The organism is Dorea acetigenes, assembly GCF_025567385.1.
Taxonomy (GTDB): Bacteria; Bacillota; Clostridia; order Lachnospirales; family Lachnospiraceae; genus Claveliimonas; species Claveliimonas acetigenes.
In genome coordinates this window covers 14,255-33,919 of record NZ_JAOQJU010000016.1, presented here as the reverse complement: position 1 = coordinate 33,919, position 19,665 = coordinate 14,255, and the positions used below count along the sequence as shown (strand labels likewise).

The following is a 19,665-nucleotide window of genomic DNA, read 5'->3' as shown; positions in this document are numbered from 1 at the left end:
GTTACCTCCGCAGCATTTGGAAAAAGCGTTCTTCCAGTGCCGGATCACATTCGAATTCGCCTCGTTTTGCCAGTGTTACGGTCTGGCTTCCCGGTTTTTTAATGCCTCGCATGGTCATACACATATGCTCTGCTTCCAGCATAACCATAACGCCCTTGGGCTGCATATGGGTCATCAATGCATCGGCAATCTGGTCTGTCAGCTGTTCTTGAAGCTGCAGCCTCCTGGCAAATACTTCTACGGTCCGGGCAAGCTTGCTTAAACCTACGACCCTGCCGTTAGGAATGTAGGCAATGTGCGCCTTGCCATAGAAGGGGAGCATATGGTGCTCGCAGGTGGAGTAAAAAGTAATATCTTTTTCCAGAACCATTTCGCTGTTGTCTGTGCGGAAGGTTTTACTTAAGTGGACGGCAGCATCCTGATCCATGCCATTGTAGAGTTCTGTATACATTCTTGCAATTCTGTCAGGGGTCTCTATAAGCCCCTCCCGATTCACGTCTTCTCCCATACCTTCCAGAAGGAGGCGCACAGCCTGTTTGATTTTTTCCTGATCTATCATGATTCTATCCTTTTCTATTTTGTATTTATTGTAATATGGTGCACTGTCTTCATAATCTCTCCCAGATAAGACAGGGAGCCAAAAGCAAGAATAATGTCATCTTCTTTCGCTTCTGACAGAGTGCTTTCCACGGCCGTTTTTTCATCCGGTTCAGATTGGATGGAGATATCCGGCGGACAGTATTTTTGCATTACTTCAGCCAGCATTTCTGCCGGAAGTGAACGCTTCCGGTCGGGAAGTGTAAGGGTATGGATTGACTTTGCCAAAGGAGCCATGACGGCAGCAATTTTCTCGTATTCTTTATCTTTAAAAACGCCCATGATGTAAATGAGGCGCCTTCCGGGAAAATAAGACTCCAGGGTTTCGCGGAGACAAATGGCGGCAGCTTCGTTGTGAGCGCCGTCAATAAAAAAGAGGGGAGTATGGCAGAGGCAGGTGAACCGTCCCGGCCATATGGTTTTCTGGAAACCTTTGTTTATGGAGTCCGAAGAAACAGGATATCCCAATGTCTGCAGGGCGCCAAGAATCTCCAATGTCGTGATTGCGTTATCAAGCTGGTGTTTCCCGGCAAGAGAACAGTGGAAAGGAACATAGTTTTTATAAAGAAAAGTCTGTCCTTCATAGTTTTCTTCCAGGATATAGGCAAGACTTTTATCCGCAGGATGAAAGGGGCATCCGCAGTCTTTTGCAGAATCGGCAAGGATTTTCATAACCTGTGGAAGCTGAGGGGCGGAAATGACAATACAGCCGGGTTTCATGATGCCTGCCTTGTTTTCTGCGATCTCTTCCAATGTGTTTCCGATAACGCCCAAGTGATCGCAGCTGATAGATGTAAATACTGCACAGATTGTATTTTCGATAATATTCGTGGCGTCCAAAGCGCCGCCAAGCCCGCATTCCAATACGACAAAATCACAGCCCTGTTCTTTAAAATACAAAAAAGCTATTGCAGTTTCGGCTTCAAATACGGTAGGGCTTCCCTTTCCGGTGTTTTCCATGCGTGCGATAGCTTCCTGAACTTTTTTTGTTAATCTTGCAAATGCAGATTCAGATATCCATTTTCCGTCTACCTGAATGCGTTCCAGATAGGAAACTACTGTCGGTGATACATATCGTCCGGTCCGGTAGCCTGCTTCACTCAATATGGTAGAAGTGTATGCGAGTACAGAGCCCTTTCCATTGGTTCCGGCAATATGTATGAATTTCAGCCCCTTCTGCGGGTCTCCCAGTTCATGCAGCAGTTCCCGGACCGTATCCAAACCAAGTACACTTCCGTATTTCGACACCTTGTCCAAATATACCCTTGCTTCTTTATAGGTCACGTTTCTTATTTCCTTTCTGTGTTTTTTCCTGTCGCTATCATAACACTAAAACAAATGAACTACAAGAGAATTAGTATTTATTTTTTTGTGTACGGAAAGAGATTCTTGCGTTATAATAGAGAGGAAAGTAACAAGAAAGGTAAGATGTGAAATGGATAAGGAAAGAAAGAAAGCTACTATGGAGAAGCTCCGTAATTCAGAAGCAGTGTATGTGATTATGTCTAATTGTACCAGGATGCCGTACGTGGTATGTGATTCTGAGACGTACGATGATGAGGTTTTGGTGTATTATACAGAAGAAGATGCGAAGAAGACAGCAGAGGAGCTTCGTGCAGAAAATATCCCGGTGCAGATTGCACAGGTAGATAAGAAGCAGTTCCTGGCATTCTATAACAGCCTGTTTCCAACAGGTGTGAACTGCATTAAGGTTGGAAAAGGAACGCCGGATGAAATTGCTATTCAGCTGACGGAGTTGATTATCCGTCCAAGTGACGATATGCTTCCGGAAGGGAAGGTAAGGATTGAGAATCCAGAGTTTCATTTGACAGCTCTTTATTTTATGCAGGAGTTCCGACGTCAGGCGAATCCGCAGGTAACGGAAGAGATGAAAGAGATGCAGGAAGAGATGATGACGCATTATAAAGAAGGGCGTTATATTGTGGCATACCAGGAGGAGGGTGAAGGAAAGGAAATGATGCTGCTTAAGCAGAAAGATGGACAGGCATTCCAGCCTTTATTTACAGATTTCCTGGAGTTTCAGAAGTTCCAGCAGTTTCATGGCGGCAAGATGAAGACGGCTGCAGTGGAGGCGGGAAAGATACCGGATATTATGATGCCGGGAGCCGCAGGGGTAACGGTGAATCCTTTTGGTGTGAACCTGCAGCTTAAGATAGAGAGAAAGAAAGCTTGACATTTTAAGTCGGAGATGTTACAACATATATAATATGAATAAGCTTGATAGAGGTGCGGGCTTCATCAGTATTTTTGCGGCTACAGCCGGACAACTGCTGCAAAGAGAAAGGGGAGACTGCCGAAGGAAGTGAGTCTGGTCCGGATACGTTTCCTGGGATACAGCAGAATATGCTGTGTACTGTCACAATAGTGGAGCGCTATCACAGGCTGCGATTGATACCGGAATGAAAGACATTATGCCATGAGCGCGTTTTACTTGTAAGCGTTGTTCATGGCATTTTACGTATAAAGGAAAAGAGAGGGCTTATGATGAAAAAAGTAAAACACAAGTTAGTATGGGCAGTTTCGACGATTGCATTAATGGTAATGTGTTGTCCGGTGATTGCATTTGCGGCAGAAGAAGCAGAAGAGTATGTGCCGTCTATGTATGCGTCTTTCTGGGCGCTGGTGCCTCCGATTGTTGCGATTGTTCTGGCGTTGATTACAAAGGAGGTATATAGTTCCCTGTTTATTGGAATCTTGATGGGGGGACTCTTTTATTCAGGATTTACGTTTGAGACGACGATTACTCATGTATTTCAGGGAGGAATTATCAGTGTATTGTCTGACAGCTACAATGTAGGTATTCTGGTATTTCTGGTTATTCTGGGTATCATGGTATGCCTGATGAACAAGGCGGGCGGTTCGGCAGCGTTTGGGCGTTGGGCCAGCGAACATATTAAGACGCGCGCAGGAGCACAGCTTGCGACGATTGCGCTGGGTGTATTAATTTTTATCGATGATTACTTTAACTGTCTGACGGTGGGAAGCGTTATGCGTCCGGTAACAGATAAGCACAAGGTATCCCGTGCGAAGTTATCTTATCTGATTGATGCTACAGCGGCTCCGGTCTGCATTATTGCGCCGATTTCTTCCTGGGCTGCTGCGGTTACGGGGTTTGTAGAAGGAGAAGACGGGCTTTCTATTTTTGTCCGTGCGATTCCGTACAACTTCTATGCTTTGCTTACAATCGTAATGATGATTGGGCTGGTTGTGATGAACGTAGATTATGGTCCGATGAAGCTGCACGAGGACAACGCAGAAAAAGGTGATTTGTATACAACATCTGACAGACCTTATGCGAATGCAGAGGAAGATGTTATAGAAGGCAAAGGGAAAGTTATTGATCTGGTGTTCCCGATTATTGTTTTGATTATTGCGTGTGTCATTGGAATGATCTACACAGGCGGATTCTTTTCCGGTGAAAGTTTTGTAACGGCATTTTCCCAGAGTGATGCTTCTGTAGGATTGGTGCTTGGAAGTTTCTTTGCCTTTGTGATTACGATTATTTTCTATGTGGCAAGAAGAGTGCTGAAATTTAACGAATGCATGTCCTGCATCCCGGACGGTTTCAAGGCGATGGTTCCGGCCATCCTGATTCTGACTCTGGCATGGACGTTGAAAGCGATGACAGACAGCCTTGGAGCGGCAGAGTTTGTAGCGGGAGTTATGGAAAATGCAGCGGGCGGACTGGTGAATTTGCTTCCGGCTATTATTTTCCTGGTAGGCTGTTTCCTGGCGTTTGCGACAGGTACATCCTGGGGAACTTTCGGTATCCTGATACCGATTGTAGTTGCTGTATTTGCCGGGACGAATGAAAACATGATGATTATGTCCATCTCAGCATGTATGGCAGGCGCCGTGTGCGGCGACCACTGTTCACCGATTTCTGATACTACGATTATGGCGTCGGCAGGAGCACAGTGTAACCATGTGAACCATGTGTCTACACAGCTTCCTTATGCGATTACAGTTGCGGCAGTTTCTTTTGTTACATACATCATATCAGGCTTTGTGCAGACTCCGGTTGTTGCGCTTCCGATTGGAATTATTTTGATGCTTTTGGTATTGTATGTAATTAAGAAGAAAGAAGAGCAGGCAGCAAAATAAATTTATATCTGAAATAGGAAAGAGGGTTTGTCCCTCTTTTTTATTTTTCCAAAAAGTGTTATGATTGACCTGATATGGTTAGAATAATGACTAGAAAATAAAATGGAGAGAATTTATATGAGTGTAAAGGATTTAAATCAATATGAATTGGTTCAGGAAAAGGATTTAAAAGACCTGAAAAGCAAAGGATATTTATTAAAGCATAAAAAGAGCGGAGCCAGGATTGTACTGATGGAAAATGATGACGATAACAAAGTGTTTTCTATTGGCTTTCGGACACCGCCGGAGGACAGTACGGGGCTTCCCCATATTCTGGAACATTCCGTCCTGTGCGGATCTAAGAATTTCCCGGTGAAAGATCCTTTTGTGGAGTTGGTAAAAGGATCTTTGAACACATTTTTAAATGCTATGACTTACCCGGATAAGACCGTGTACCCGGTGGCAAGCTGCAATGATAAGGATTTCCAAAATCTGATGCATGTATATATGGATGCTGTGTTTTATCCGAATATTTACAAATATGACGAGATTTTCCGGCAGGAAGGATGGAGTTATAGTCTGGAAGATAAAGATGCGGAGCTTTCGTATAACGGAGTTGTGTACAATGAGATGAAAGGTGCATTTTCCTCGCCGGAAGGCGTACTTGACCGGGTAGTTCTGAATACACTTTTTCCGGATACTTCTTATGCAAATGAATCCGGCGGAGATCCGGAAGTGATTCCGCAGCTTACCTATGAGCAGTTTCTTGCTTTTCATAAAAAGTATTATCATCCGTCCAACAGTTATATTTATCTGTACGGCGATATGGATATGGAAGAGAAGCTTCTCTGGCTTGACCGGGAGTATTTAAGTCAATTTGACACAGAAAAAATAGATTCAGAGATTCGGTTTCAGGAACCATTTTCCGAAATAAAAGAGGTGGAGATACCTTATTCGATTGCCAGTGATGAAGCAGAGGAAGATAATACGTACTTGTCTTACAGCAAGGTAATTGGAACCAGTCTGGATAAAGAGCTTTATATGGCGTTCGAAATTCTTGATTATGCGCTGCTCTCAGCGCCGGGAGCGCCGCTTAAGAAGGCATTGGTGGACGCGGGGATTGGTAAGGATATTCTGGGTTCCTATGATAATGGAATCTATCAGCCTATATTCTCCGTTATTGCTAAAAATGCCAATGCCGGGCAGAAGGAGGAATTTGTCCGGGTTATTGAGAATGTGCTGAGAGACATAGCGGAGAATGGACTGAATCGTAAAGCGCTGGAGGCGGGGATTAATTATCAGGAATTCCAGTATCGGGAGGCGGATTATGGACGTTATCCCAAAGGACTGATGTATGGCCTTCAGATTCTGGATAGCTGGCTGTATGACGACGAAAAGCCGTTTATCAATATAGAAGCGCTGGATACTTTTGCATTCTTAAGAAGCCAGATGGATACCGGATATTTTGAAGAGCTAATCCGCAGATATTTACTTGACAATACACATGGAGCAATCGTAGTGGTAAAACCGGAGCGGGGCAGAACTGCCCGCATGGATAAAGAGCTTAGCGAGAAGCTTCAGGCGTATAAAGCAGGGCTTTCTGAGGAGGAGGTCGAAGAACTTGTGAGACGTACCCATGAGTTAGAAGCTTATCAGTCGGAACCATCAACAGAAGAAGAGCTGGCGACAATTCCGGTGCTCAGGAGAGAAGATATTTCCAGAGAGATTGCTCCGATATACAACGAAGAAATGGAGATTGCGGGTATTCCCACCGTCTTCCATGAAATTGGTACGAATGGAATCGGTTATATAGATTTATTGTTTGATTTATCCGGGGTGCCGGAAGAGATGCTTCCCTATGTTGGAATTTTACAGGCTGTGCTTGGAATTATAGATACGGAAAATTATGAATATGGCGAATTGTTTAATGAGATAAATGTGCATACCGGTGGTATTGGGACGTCTCTGGAGCTGTATCCGAATGTGACGAACGTCCGGGAGAAGGAATTTAAAGCAACTTTTGAAATCAAAGCAAAAGCGCTGTATGACAAACTTCCGGTTGCATTTGCCATGATGAAGGAGATCCTTACGAAGTCAAAATTATCCGATGAAAAGCGTTTAAAAGAAATCCTTGCAATGACCAGTTCGCGTCTTCTGATGCGTTTCCAGTCTTCCGGACATACGACGGCGGCTCTCCGCGCGATGTCTTATGCGTCTCCGTCTGCCAAACTCAAGGATATGACGAGTGGTATTGAGTTTTATCAGAAGGTAGCGGCGATTGAAAAGGATTTTGACAATGAAAAAGAAAAGTTAATCAGCAATCTTGAGAAGCTTGTGAAAATGTTGTTCCGGGCGGATAATATGATGATGAGTTACACGGCGGAGCGCGCCGGGCTGGAAGGCCTGGAGGCGCAGGTTGCTGACCTGAAGAGCGGATTATTTATGGAAGATCTGGCTTTGAATCAGACACCATGTGTCATTCACTGTGAGAAGAAGAATGAAGGCTTCAAGACGGCGTCAAAAGTGCAGTATGTGGCGAGAGTAGGCAACTTCATCGACAACGGCGCATCTTATACCGGGGCGCTGCAGATTCTCAAGGTTATTATGGGATACGAATACCTGTGGCAGAATATTCGTGTGAAGGGCGGAGCTTATGGATGTATGAGCAACTTTAACCGTATTGGAGAAGGATTTTTTGTGTCTTACCGTGATCCGAATCTGAAACGTACCATGGAAATCTACGAGGGTGTGGCAGAGTATCTGCGGAATTTTACAGTCAGTGATTACGATATGAATAAATACATTATCGGAACCATGAGTAATCTGGATCAGCCCATGACGCCTGCGGCAAAGGGTGACCGTTCCATGAATCTGTATATGAACCATGTCAGCGCCAAGATGATCAGGGAGGAGAGAAATCAGGTACTGGATGCGACCCAGGAGGATATCCGGGAGCTTGCACAGGTGGTAGAAGCTATGATGAAAGCAGAGCAGATCTGTGTAATTGGAAGTGAAGATAAAATAGAAGAGAACAGTGATATGTTTGAGAATGTGACAAGTTTTTAAGTGAAAGGGAACGTATGAAGAAAGACTTTAAATCAGGGTTTGTAACTTTAATCGGACGTCCGAATGTAGGAAAGTCTACACTGATGAATTATCTCATCGGGCAGAAGATTGCCATTACCTCCAATAAACCGCAGACAACGAGAAACCGCATACAGACGGTCCTGACAACAGAGGACGGGCAGATTGTATTTGTGGATACGCCGGGAATACACAAAGCGAAAAACAAGCTGGGAGAATATATGGTTCATGTGGCGGAGCGCACTCTGGACGAGGTGGATGTGGTACTGTGGCTCGTGGAGCCGACTACATTTATCGGAGCGGGAGAAAGGCATATTGCTGAGCAGCTCAGGAAGATAAAGACGCCGGTGATTCTGGTCATCAATAAAGTGGATATGGTGAAGAGGGAAGAAGTGCTTCCGGCAATTGCAGCGTATAAGGATCTGTATGAGTTTGCAGAAATTGTTCCGGTGTCGGCAAGAAACGGGGACAATACAGAGGAACTTGTGAAGGTGATTCTGAAATATCTGCCCTATGGCCCGCAGTTTTATGATGAGGACACGGTTACCGATCAGCCGGAGCGGCAGATTGTGGCAGAGCTGATCCGGGAAAAGGCGCTCCACAGCCTGAACGAAGAAATCCCACATGGGATTGCGGTTGCAATTGACCGGATGAAAATGCAGAACAAAGTGATGCATATTGATGCTACGATTATCTGTGAACGAGAATCCCACAAGGGGATTATTATTGGAAAACAAGGAAATATGTTGAAGAAAATCGGCAGCACGGCCCGCTATGAAATTGAGAAAATGCTGGATTGCAAGGTGAATCTGAAGCTTTGGGTGAAGGTGAAGAAGGACTGGCGGGACAGTGAATTTTTGATGAAAAATTTTGGATACCGGGAAGATGAATAAAAAGAACCCTTCATAGGAGAAGCTAATCCCAAACAGAGGATGAGGTGATTCTATGAAAGAAAAATATTGGGTGCAATTCATGGCGTCCGGGAGAGTCGATGATTATTTGCTGTACAGGGCAGAAAATGTGGGAGAAATCCCTTACTATGCCGCAGATGGGCAGAAGGATATAGAAGGCAGAGGAAAGTGCATTGAATCAGGTGACGGTTACGGGGATGGTGCTTTCAGCCACTCCTGTGGGTGAATATGATAAAAGAGTGGTGATTCTGACAAAAGAAAGAGGGAAGGCAGCCGTATTTGCGCGAGGGGCAAGGAGGCCAAATAGTCCCCTGGCAGGTATGGTAAATCCCTTTTCTTTTGGAGAATTTACCGTTTATGAGGGGCGGACATCTTATACGATGGTGTCGGCCTCTATTTCCAATTATTTTGCAGAACTCAGGGAAGATATAGAAGGAGCCTATTATGGTTTTTATTTTTTGGACATTGCAAATTATTATGCAAAAGAAGGAAATGACGAGACAGAGCTTCTGAAATTGTTATATCAGACGTTCCGGGCACTTTTGAAACCATCCATTCCGAACCGGCTGATTCGTTATATTTTTGAATTGAAGACAATTAGTATCAATGGAGAAGCACCGCAGGTGTTCCAGTGCGTGGTATGCGGAAAGAATGACCAGCCGGCTGTTTTTAGCGTAAGAAGAAGAGGCTTGGTGTGCGAAAGATGTGGTCAGGGTATTTCCGATGGGGTGCGGCTTTACCCATCCACGTTACATACATTGCAGTATATTGTGAGTACACCGGTGGAAAAACTATACACATTTACAGTATCGGAAACCGTTTTAAGAGAGCTTGGGATAGTGGTTGGAAACTATATGGATGCGTGTGTAGATAAGAAGTTCAAATCGTTGGAAATCCTGGAACAATTGGTGGGTCTGCCATAGTGTGGGACGAGAGAGAAAGGTCATTTTTTAGGCTTGCAAAGTATACGGGATAACTGTATAATATTTACAATTATTGTTTCTAATAGAAGGGAAGGATGAGGAAGATGGTAGAAAAAACAATGGATAAGATTGTAGCGTTGGCGAAGTCAAGAGGATTCGTATATCCAGGCTCTGAGATTTACGGCGGTCTTGCGAATACATGGGATTATGGGAATCTTGGTGTAGAGCTTAAGAACAATGTGAAGAAGGCGTGGTGGCAGAAGTTTGTGCAGGAATCCCCGTATAATGTGGGCGTGGATTGTGCGATTCTTATGAATCCCCAGACATGGGTAGCGAGCGGGCATCTGGGAGGATTCAGTGATCCTTTGATGGATTGTAAGGAATGCCATGAGCGTTTCCGTGCTGACAAGCTGATTGAAGATTATGCAAAAGAGCATGGAATTGATATAGGAGAGAGCATTGACGGATGGAGCCATGAACAGATGGAAGCTTTTATTGCGGAGCATGAGATTCCATGTCCTACCTGCGGCAAGCACAATTTTACCGAAATCCGTGAATTCAATCTGATGTTTAAAACTTTCCAGGGAGTTACAGAGGATGCTAAGAATACGGTTTATTTAAGACCGGAAACGGCGCAGGGAATTTTTGTAAACTTTAAGAATGTGCAGCGCACTTCCAGAAAGAAACTTCCATTTGGTATCTGTCAGATTGGTAAGTCCTTCCGTAATGAAATTACACCTGGTAACTTTACATTCCGTACCAGAGAGTTTGAGCAGATGGAGCTGGAGTTCTTCTGTGAGCCGGATACAGACCTTGAATGGTTTGCTTATTGGAAGAAATTCTGCCTTGACTGGCTGTTTTCGCTGGGACTTAAGGATGAAGAAGTCCGTTATCGGGATCATGACAAAGAAGAGCTTTCTTTCTACAGTAAAGCGACGACAGATGTAGAATTCTTGTTCCCCTTTGGCTGGGGTGAACTGTGGGGCATTGCAGACAGAACGGATTATGACCTGACACAGCATCAGAACGTATCCAAGCAGGACATGTCCTATTTTGATGATGAAAAGAAGATAAAGTATGTTCCATATGTTATTGAACCTTCTCTGGGCGCAGATCGTATGGTGCTTGCATTCCTGTGCAGTGCATATGATGAAGAAGAACTGGAAGGCGGGGATGTGCGGACGGTTCTTCATTTCCATCCGGCGCTTGCTCCGGTTAAGATTGGTGTGCTTCCGCTTTCTAAGAAGCTGAACGAGGGAGCAGAGAAAGTATATGCACAGCTTTCTAAGAAATATAACTGTGAGTATGATGACCGTGGAAATATCGGTAAGCGCTACCGCCGCCAGGATGAGATTGGAACACCATTCTGTGTAACCTATGATTTTGAATCTGAGGAAGACGGAGCAGTTACGGTACGTGACAGAGACACCATGGAACAGGAAAGAGTAAAAATTGAAGATCTTGCCGCTTACTTTGAGAAGAAATTTGAGTGGTAAGAGAATAAAAGTATGAAAAAGGACGCCGTTGGCGCCCTTTTTTCTATTCAGCTTTTTTCTTCGCTGCGTAGTATTCAGGATGTAATCTTCTGTCTCTGAATTCGGCTGCTGCCGTAAAGAGTACATCTGTAGAAGAGTTCAGCCCTGTTTCACAGGAATCCTGGATAACACCAATAATGAAACCAACGCCAACTACCTGCATGGCAACTTCGGACGGAATTCCGAACAGGCTGCATGCCATAGGAATCAGCAGCAAAGAACCGCCTGCCACACCGGAAGCTCCGGCTGCACTGAGTGCGGAGAGCACACAGAGGATAAGAGCCGTTCCGAAGTCTACACTGATATCCAGTGTATTAGCAGCGGATAATGCCATTACAGAAATTGTGATGGCGGCTCCGGCCATATTAATGGTGGCGCCAAGCGGGATGGAGATGGAATACTGTTCTTCATCCAATCCCAGTTCTTTACAGAGCTCCATGTTTACCGGAATGTTAGCAGCAGAGCTTCGTGTGAAAAATGCAGTAATAAAACTCTTCGTCAGACATTTAAATACGAGTGGATAGGGATTCTTTCTAATGCACAGGAATACGATAATCGGGTTCATAACCAGCGCAACGAAAGCCATACTTCCGACTAACACAAGAATCAGCCGTCCATAAGACAGCAGAGCGCTGAGTCCGGATGTGGAAATAACATTAAAAATAAGCCCCATGATACCGAAGGGAGCAAAGCTGATGACCCATTTTACTGCTGTGGAAATTGCAGAAGAAAAATCATCAAGCAGCAGCTTGGTAGAATCGGATGCGCATTTCAGAGCAACACCAAAGATACACGCCCATGCAAGGATACCTATGTAGTTTGCATCTACGATAGATCCGACCGGGTTAGATACCACATTCATTAACAGATTTTTCAAAACTTCGCCAACACCGCTGGGCGGAGCCATATCTTCGCCTGCAGCTTCGGCAAGTGTCAGTGTAACCGGAAAGAGCTTACATGCAATAACGGATACAAGCGCCGACATGACATTGCCCAGCATATAGAGCATGACGATAAATCCCATATTTGTCTTCTGACCCTGCCCCATATGTGCCAGAGAACTCATAACAAGGAAGAATACCAGAAGCGGCGCAATCGCTTTCAAAGCACCAACAAACAAATCCCCCAAGAGCGCTATTACGGTTACCTTTGGAATCACTAGCCCGAGAATAATACCTATGATGAGACCACAGATAATTCTCAGCACGAGACTGATGCTGTTCCATTTTTTCATTACGTTTTTCATACCAATTTTTGCAGATATATTTACGGGATATATCTGCTCTCCTCTCTTTCTCATTTTGTTTTCCCCGATAATGGTATTATCGCATATCTTTGTAAATAATGCCATATAAAAAATGAAAAATAGGAATTTTTTTGTAAAAAATCACTGCATAAAGTAAAAAATAGATTGTATGGGGTTCTTAAGAATGCTATACTATTTATACAGTGACGAACGTGTAAGGAGGCGTTTGGAACAGAAGTAAGGATAAAAAATAGCCATCAGGGGAAGATGGCGGTGATTTGGGAGGAAAAGACCAATGGGAGAAATGAAAAATGATGGTATGATGTGGGCGCTTGTGAAAGAGAAACCGGAAGAAGGGCTGTGGATGAAGAGAGTCCCGGTTCCGGAAGTGGGGCCGAATGATGTGAAGATTAAGATTCATAAGACGGCAATCTGTGGGACGGATGTACACATCTATCAGTGGAATGACTGGGCGCAGCATACGATTCCGATAGGGCTTACGGCCGGACATGAATATGTGGGAGAGGTTGCAGAGGTAGGTCCCGGCGTACAGGGATTTAAGCCGGGCGACCTGGTGTCCGGCGAAGGACATATTACCTGTGGAAAATGCAGGAACTGTCTGGAAGGCCATAAAGAGAACTGCAAGGATGCAAAAGGAGTCGGCGTGAACAGAAGTGGTGCATTTGCAGAATATCTGGTCATTCCATCTTCGAATGTGTGGCCGTGTAATCCGAATATCCCGGAGGAGATGTACGCAATTTTTGATCCGTTTGGAAATGCTACCCATACGGCTCTTTCTTATGATATGCTTGGGGAAGACGTATTGATCGCGGGAGCCGGGCCAATTGGATGTATGGCGGCTGCAATTGCCAAATTCTCAGGGGCAAGACATGTTGTGGTAACGGATTTGAACCCATACCGTCTGGAGCTGGCAGAAAAGCTTGGCGCTACCAGAACGGTTAATCTGAAAGAAGAGACGCTTCCGGAAGTTATGAAAGCGATTGGGATGACGGAAGGGTTTGACGTAGGGCTCGAGATGTCCGGTTCTCAGGCAGGTCTTCACGATATGATTCACAATATGAAGCACGGGGGAAATATCGCGTTGCTTGGACTGCAGAGAGCGGATGCGAAGGTAGATTTGGAGACGGTTATTTTCAACGGATTGAATCTCCGCGGTATTTATGGAAGAAAGGTGTGGGATACCTGGTATAAGATGTCAACCATGCTCCAGGCAGGACTGGATATTTCGCCGATTATCACACATCACTTCGACATCAAAGACTATGAAAAAGGTTTCGAGGCAATGATTTCCGGTATGTCAGGAAAAGTAATCCTGGACTGGGCACATGTGAACGATTAAGAGAGAAGAAGGAAGGTTGATACCGATGGAAAGAAAAGATGATATTTTAAATATTTATGCAAAGGAAGTAGAGGATATTAAAGATGCGGGCCTTTTTAAAGGTGAAGCGCCTTTTGTGTCCCCACAGGGAGCAAGAGTAAAGATGGAGGACGGAAGAGAGCTTCTCTGTATGTGTGCCAATAACTATCTTGGGTTGGGAGACAATCCCCGGCTGATTGAAGCTGCGAAGCGTACCTATGATGAGAAAGGGTATGGCGTTGCCTCTGTTCGTTTTATCTGCGGAACACAGGACATTCACAAGAAATTAGAGAAGAAGATTTCTGATTTTTTGGGAACGGATGATACCATCCTTTACTCTTCCTGTTTTGATGCTAACGGAGGATTGTTTGAGACACTTCTTACGGCGGATGATGCGGTCATCAGTGATGAATTAAATCACGCTTCTATTATCGACGGCGTTCGTCTGTGTAAAGCAAAAAGGTTCCGTTATAAGAATAATAATATGGAAGACCTTGAGGCACAGCTTAAGGCGGCAGATGAAGCAGGCGCGAGAATCAAGCTGATTGCGACAGATGGGGTGTTCTCTATGGATGGAATCATCTGCAACCTAAAGGGAGTGTGCGACCTGGCAGATAAGTATCATGCACTGGTAATGGTAGATGACAGCCATGCAGTGGGATTTGTAGGAAAGACAGGCAGGGGTACTCCGGAGTATTGTGGTGTTCAGGGACGAGTTGACATTATCACGGGAACCTTAGGCAAAGCGCTGGGCGGAGCATCCGGCGGCTATACATCAGGACGTAAGGAGATTATTGATCTTCTTCGCCAGAGAAGCCGTCCGTACCTGTTTTCCAATTCCCTTGCACCGGCAATTGCAGGCGCAAGCATCGAGCTGTTTGATATGCTGGATGAGAGCACAAAGTTGCGCGATCATTTGGAAGAAGTGACTGCTTATTATCGCAAAAAGCTGGTAGATAATGGGTTTGACATTATTCCGGGAACTCATCCCTGTGTGCCGGTTATGCTGTATGATGAAAAGACAGCGGCAGAATTTGCAAAGCGTATGATGGACAAAGGTGTGTATGTGGTAGCTTTCTCCTATCCGGTAGTGCCGAAGGGAAAAGCAAGAATCCGTACGCAGGTATGTGCAAGCCATACGAAGGAAGATATAGATTTTATTGTGCAGTGTTTCAAGGAAGTAAGAGAAGAAATGAAAGCTGAATAAAATACGGGATAAGTGATTGCGCTATGCAGAGATAATCCGGCTGCATAGCGCAATCTTTTTGTTGTGGTGCAGTAGTGTGCGTGGTATAATTTATGCATATTGAAATCGAAATTACGTAAAGGAGGAACGCAAGTGAGAAAATTAATGAAGTTATGGGCAGTGGTTCTGGTAACCAGCCTGTTGGCAGGAAGTTTCCTGCCGGCACAGTCCGTGGAGGCGGCAGAAAGTACTCCGACATTTGCCGTGGATGAGGACGGTAATGTGAATGCTGCGGAAGATTATGACGGACCGCGCATTGTAAAAATCCGCGTCTTGACAGAAGGAAACTTTTTGGAAATCTACTGGGACAGATATGTGGACGAAAATGAAGCGATAGATGTGGATAATTTCGTTTTAAAAAATGGTGATACAAAAATTACTCTGGAAAGAAAAAATGAGTATTACGAGTATTACGGGGAACTTACAAATACCCTCTATTTTGACAAAGAGAATCAGGAAATTGCTGCGACAGACGCCCAAAGCATGGCAAGGCTGGACGAAAATCTGCACATGTCAAGCATTTATTTTAGTGGAACGATTGATATTTCTAAAGGGCTGACGCTGGAAGTGTCAGGGGCAACGATTAAGGACCAAAACGGAAAAAGCGCCCAGGATGCAGTCTATACGAATATCCCATATATGAGCTTTTATACACAGTCTGTTGTGTCAGAGACCGGCATTGTGGTGAAAGCTGATGGCAGTGTTGCCTATTCTTCCCTTGAAAAGGCTGCGGAGCAGATTGATATTATGCTGGGAAAGACAGAGAATGGTATTGCGGCGAACATGAAGGCATATAACTGTTCTCTGGCGGTGTACAGCCCGCACCAGAATGTATATCTGATACCGGAACACCGCTATTGGTTTAATAAGGAAATGTACGATGTGGAAGGATATGGCGGAAGTCCCTACAATAACTGCGTATCTTCCATTGCAGAACAGAATATTATCCGTACCAGGAATAATACAAGCGATTGGTATCTGAATACTATGTATACCAATGAAAATATACTGATCCATGAATTCGGACACTGTGTAAAGTCTGTGGGAATGGATCTTCTGGAAGACAAGACCTTAAGTAATGAGTTCCTTGCAGCGTATAATCATGCGGTAGAGAATAATCTTTGGCCGAATACTTATGCTATTTCTAATGCAGATGAATTCTTTGCCACGATGTGTACCATTTGGTTTAATGTAATGGATGAAGCGCCGAACTGGCAGGACGGTGTGCGCAGCCCGGTAAATACCAGAGAAGAGCTGCGTCAGTACGATCCGCAGACTTATGCGGTATTTGAAAAAATTTTACCGGATACAACTTTACCGTCTCCTTGGGACAGTGAGATCCCTGATACTTACCATGATGAGAATTTTGACCCGGATTTAGTACCGGATCCAGAACCGATACCTGCAGATGTGAGTGGGCTTAAAAATGCAGTGGACGCAGCGGAAGAGCTTGCAGAGGCGGAATATACCCAAGAGTCCTGGAAGAAGGTTGCGGATGAGCTTACGAAAGCAAAAGAACTGTTGGAAAATGTTCCGGATGAGGAAAACCAGGCTGTAGTTGATGAACAGACAGAAGCCTTACAGAAGGCAATTAAGGAGCTGGAGAAGGTATCAGAGCCAGATCCCGATCCCGATCCGGATCCGACACCCGACCCGGATCCAGAGCCGACACCCGACCCAGATCCAACGCCTGACCCGACACCAACGCCGGATCCAGAGCCGACACCCGACCCGGAACCGGTAAAACTGCCGTTTGAAGATGTTGTGGAAACAGAATGGTATTATGATGCGGTGTATTATAATTATACGAATGGTTTGATGACAGGGCTTAATGATACCTGTTTTGGAACGAATGATCCGTTGGCGCGCGCACATTTTACGACGATTCTCTATAGAATGAATGATACGCCCGAAGTGATGTATAAGGCCATATTCCCGGATGTCCCGTATGGAGCATGGTTTACATCTTCAGTTCTTTGGGCCGCTGATACGGGGGTAGTTACCGGCTATAGTGATTCCGGCAGATTTGGACCGTCTGACAATATTAACCGCGAGCAGATGGCGGTGATGATGTACCGTTACGCGCAATATAAAAAGTATGAATCGGAAGCTCCGGCGGATATCAGCAATTTTAGTGATGCGGCAAGTGTGACAGCGTATGCGAAGGAAGCGATGGAATGGGCGGTAGGAAATAAAATTATTTCCGGTAAAGATAACGGAACCGTACTCGATCCATTGGGGAATGCAACACGTGCAGAATGTGCGACTATTATTATGAGATTTATAGAAAATGTAGCAAAATAACGCAGTAGAATATTCGTGACTGCAAAATAACAGGGAAGAGTTCTTCACCGGAAAATAACAGATGGTGCAGCCTCTTCCCTGTATAAATAAAAGGAAGGACGGATATGGGAAAAAAGAAAGGAATTTTACTTGCGGGTCCCGGAACCAGCCATATGGATGCATTGGAGAAAACAATAGCGGCACTGGAGCGGGATATAGAAGAACATTTCCCGGAATATCAGATTTACCGTGCATTTACCAGTCAGCGGATTGTTAAAAAGTTGAAAAAGAACCAGATACCGGTTCTTGATGTGAAAGAGGCGCTGGAGCGCATGACTTTGGACGGTGTAAAGATTTTGGCAGTTCAGTCTTCACATGTAATTAACGGGATGGAATACGACAATATGAGAAAAATCCTGACAGAATATGAAGACAGATTTGAAAAAGTATCTGTGAGCGCTCCGCTTCTAAGTAATGCAGAGGATTACAAAAAAGTGGTTCATACGATTATGGAAAATGTAAGAATTGCTGAGGATGAGGCACTTGTGTTGATGGGACACGGGACGGGACATCACGCCAATTCCGCATATCCGGCGCTGGAATATACCTTTCATCTGCTGGGGTATCCGCAGGTGTTGGTTGGAACGGCAGAGGGATTCCCTGATTTGGAAGCTGTTATGACGAAGCTTAGAGTCGCAGAATATAAAAAAGTAACAATCATGCCTTTGATGGTTACGGCGGGCAGCCATGTCAGAAAGACAATGGCGGGAGAAAGAGAGTCCTGGAAGACAAAGCTTGAGGAAGCAGGTTATGAAATAGAGGTTATGGAAAAAGGACTTGGCGAGATGAAAGGAATACGGCATCTGTTTCTGGAACATTTACGGGCAGCGATGTAGTCTGTTGAGAGCAAGGTTTTACAATAATGACAGGGAAAGGAAAAAGACGTGATGCAATCTGTGATTCGGATAGGAAGCCGGGAGAGTAAGCTTGCCGTAGCGCAGGCAGAATTTATCCGGCAGAAAATAGAACGGTTTCACCCGGAAGTTAAGACAGAGATTATTACTATGAAGACTACCGGAGACAGGATCCTGGGACGCAGCCTGGAGCAGATTGGCGGGAAAGGCTTATTTGTAAAAGAGCTGGATCAGGCACTTTTGAATGGGGAAATTGATATTTCCGTACATAGTCTGAAGGATATGCCGATGGAAATCTCAGAAGAGCTTCCGATTCTTGCATTTTCAGAACGGGAGGATCCAAGAGATGTGCTGATTTACAGACCGGGCGTTTCTTCGCTGCCGGAGGAGGCGGTAATCGGTACTTCCAGCCGGAGAAGAGGAATTCAAATACAGAAAATGTATCCCCGTGCAGTATGCAGAAGTATCCGCGGTAATGTGCAGACAAGGCTTGAGAAGCTTTCAACGGAAGGATACGACGGGACAATCCTTGCGGCGGCGGGGCTTAGAAGACTGGGAATGGAGTCGGTGGCGGGAAGGTATTTTTCTGTGGAAGAGATGCTCCCGGCAGCGGGACAGGGAATTCTGGCAGTACAGGGGCGTAAGGGAGAATCGTACGCTTTCCTGGAAGGAGTGGATGATCCCGCCAGCAGATATGCGGCGGCAGCAGAGCGGCAGTTTGTACAGGCTCTGGATGGAGGCTGTACTTCTCCGGTGGCAGCTTATGCCAGAGGGAGTGGAAACGAACTCCTTCTGACAGGGTTATATTATAGAGAAGAGACAGAGACTTATTTTACAGATAATATCTGTGGAAATCAGGAAGAAGCGGAAGGCCTGGGTGAGCGACTGGCAGCATCCATGAAGAAACAGGCACAGGAGGCAGACAAAAAATGAGTAAAACAGGGAAAGTGTGGCTTGTGGGAGCGGGGCCGGGAGACGAAGGCCTTTTGACCTTGAAGGCAAAAATGCTGCTGGAAGAAGCGGATGTTATTGTATATGATGCTTTAGTCAGTATGGAAATTTTAAGCCGGATTCCACCGGGTAAACAGATGATTTATGCAGGAAAGCGAGCGGGAAATCATCCGGTTTCGCAGACGGAGATTAACAAAATACTTTTCCGGGAAGCAAAACAAGGGAAAAAGGTGGTGCGCCTGAAGGGAGGCGACCCTTTTATTTTTGGAAGAGGAGGTGAAGAATTGGAACTTCTTGCCGAAGAAGGAATTCCTTTTGAGGTGGTTCCGGGTATCACGTCTGCGTCGGCGGTTCCTGCCTATGCGGGAATCCCTGTTACTCACAGAGATTTTGTCTCTTCTTTCCATGTAGTGACGGCACATCCGAGAGAAAATGGATGCAGGCAGATAGATTTCAAGGCGCTGGTACGCGCGGGAGGTACGTTGGTATTTCT

The 19,665-nt window shown here is 45.1% G+C and carries 16 protein-coding genes and 1 riboswitch; of the genes, 13 read left to right on the top strand and 3 right to left on the bottom strand.

Features of this window, described 5'->3' with window-relative positions:
• Position 1: 1 nt before the first annotated feature.
• Together folE and OCV99_RS12090 are read right to left on the bottom strand one after the other, a co-directional pair.
• Positions 2-559, bottom strand: a complete 558-nt coding sequence (folE, locus tag OCV99_RS12095) for a GTP cyclohydrolase I FolE (RefSeq protein ID WP_158370848.1) — start codon at positions 557-559, stop codon at positions 2-4.
• A 14-nt stretch (positions 560-573) separates the two neighbouring features.
• A complete protein-coding gene (locus tag OCV99_RS12090; protein WP_158370846.1) occupies positions 574-1,881 on the bottom strand; it encodes a bifunctional folylpolyglutamate synthase/dihydrofolate synthase in 1,308 nt (435 codons plus the stop codon).
• A gap of 151 nt (positions 1,882-2,032) precedes the next feature.
• Here OCV99_RS12090 and OCV99_RS12085 point away from each other — a divergent pair, with 151 nt between their 5' ends.
• The 7 genes from OCV99_RS12085 (at position 2,033) to OCV99_RS12055 (ending at position 11,115) form a co-directional block, all read left to right on the top strand.
• The gene (locus tag OCV99_RS12085; protein WP_158370844.1) at positions 2,033-2,791 is read left to right on the top strand and encodes an SseB family protein; all 759 of its coding nucleotides are present in this window, start codon (positions 2,033-2,035) and stop codon (positions 2,789-2,791) included.
• Between the two features lie 40 nt (positions 2,792-2,831).
• Positions 2,832-3,001: riboswitch (Lysine riboswitch) on the top strand.
• Between the two features lie 152 nt (positions 3,002-3,153).
• The gene (locus OCV99_RS12080; protein ID WP_416810593.1) at positions 3,154-4,722 is read left to right on the top strand and encodes a Na+/H+ antiporter NhaC family protein; all 1,569 of its coding nucleotides are present in this window, start codon (positions 3,154-3,156) and stop codon (positions 4,720-4,722) included.
• Between the two features lie 117 nt (positions 4,723-4,839).
• Entirely contained in the window at positions 4,840-7,767 is a 2,928-nt protein-coding gene (locus OCV99_RS12075) for an insulinase family protein (RefSeq protein WP_158370840.1), read from the top strand.
• A 14-nt stretch (positions 7,768-7,781) separates the two neighbouring features.
• Positions 7,782-8,678 (top strand): GTPase Era, encoded by an 897-nt coding sequence (era, locus tag OCV99_RS12070; RefSeq protein ID WP_158370839.1) that lies wholly within the window; start codon positions 7,782-7,784, stop codon positions 8,676-8,678.
• Between the two features lie 52 nt (positions 8,679-8,730).
• Positions 8,731-8,922, top strand: coding sequence for a hypothetical protein (locus OCV99_RS12065; protein WP_158370837.1), 192 nt, complete (start codon positions 8,731-8,733; stop codon positions 8,920-8,922).
• The gene (recO, locus tag OCV99_RS12060) at positions 8,870-9,619 is read left to right on the top strand and encodes a DNA repair protein RecO (protein WP_158370835.1); all 750 of its coding nucleotides are present in this window, start codon (positions 8,870-8,872) and stop codon (positions 9,617-9,619) included. The genes OCV99_RS12065 and recO overlap by 53 nt, the downstream gene beginning before the upstream one ends.
• A 104-nt stretch (positions 9,620-9,723) precedes the next feature.
• Positions 9,724-11,115: a glycine--tRNA ligase gene (locus OCV99_RS12055; protein WP_158370833.1), complete on the top strand. Its 1,392-nt coding sequence runs from the start codon at positions 9,724-9,726 to the stop codon at positions 11,113-11,115.
• Positions 11,116-11,158: 43 nt separating this feature from the next.
• On the opposite strand, the gene sstT is transcribed toward OCV99_RS12055, so the two are convergent.
• A complete protein-coding gene (sstT, locus tag OCV99_RS12050) occupies positions 11,159-12,400 on the bottom strand; it encodes a serine/threonine transporter SstT (protein WP_158370904.1) in 1,242 nt (413 codons plus the stop codon).
• Between the two features lie 295 nt (positions 12,401-12,695).
• Here sstT and tdh point away from each other — a divergent pair, with 295 nt between their 5' ends.
• The 6 genes from tdh to cobA form a co-directional block, all read left to right on the top strand.
• A complete protein-coding gene (tdh, locus tag OCV99_RS12045) occupies positions 12,696-13,760 on the top strand; it encodes an L-threonine 3-dehydrogenase (RefSeq protein WP_158370831.1) in 1,065 nt (354 codons plus the stop codon).
• A gap of 25 nt (positions 13,761-13,785) precedes the next feature.
• On the top strand, positions 13,786-14,985 hold the full coding sequence (locus tag OCV99_RS12040) for a glycine C-acetyltransferase (RefSeq protein WP_158370829.1): 1,200 nt from the start codon (positions 13,786-13,788) through the stop codon (positions 14,983-14,985).
• Between the two features lie 132 nt (positions 14,986-15,117).
• Complete coding sequence (locus tag OCV99_RS12035) at positions 15,118-17,328, top strand: S-layer homology domain-containing protein (protein ID WP_227192874.1); 2,211 nt, start codon at positions 15,118-15,120, stop codon at positions 17,326-17,328.
• Between the two features lie 104 nt (positions 17,329-17,432).
• Complete coding sequence (locus tag OCV99_RS12030) at positions 17,433-18,203, top strand: sirohydrochlorin cobaltochelatase (protein ID WP_158370827.1); 771 nt, start codon at positions 17,433-17,435, stop codon at positions 18,201-18,203.
• Between the two features lie 51 nt (positions 18,204-18,254).
• Positions 18,255-19,154 (top strand): hydroxymethylbilane synthase, encoded by a 900-nt coding sequence (gene hemC, locus OCV99_RS12025; RefSeq protein WP_158370825.1) that lies wholly within the window; start codon positions 18,255-18,257, stop codon positions 19,152-19,154.
• The coding region (cobA, locus tag OCV99_RS12020) for a uroporphyrinogen-III C-methyltransferase (protein ID WP_158370901.1) at positions 19,151-19,665 on the top strand (515 nt) is incomplete at its 3' end. The genes hemC and cobA, both read left to right, overlap by 4 nt.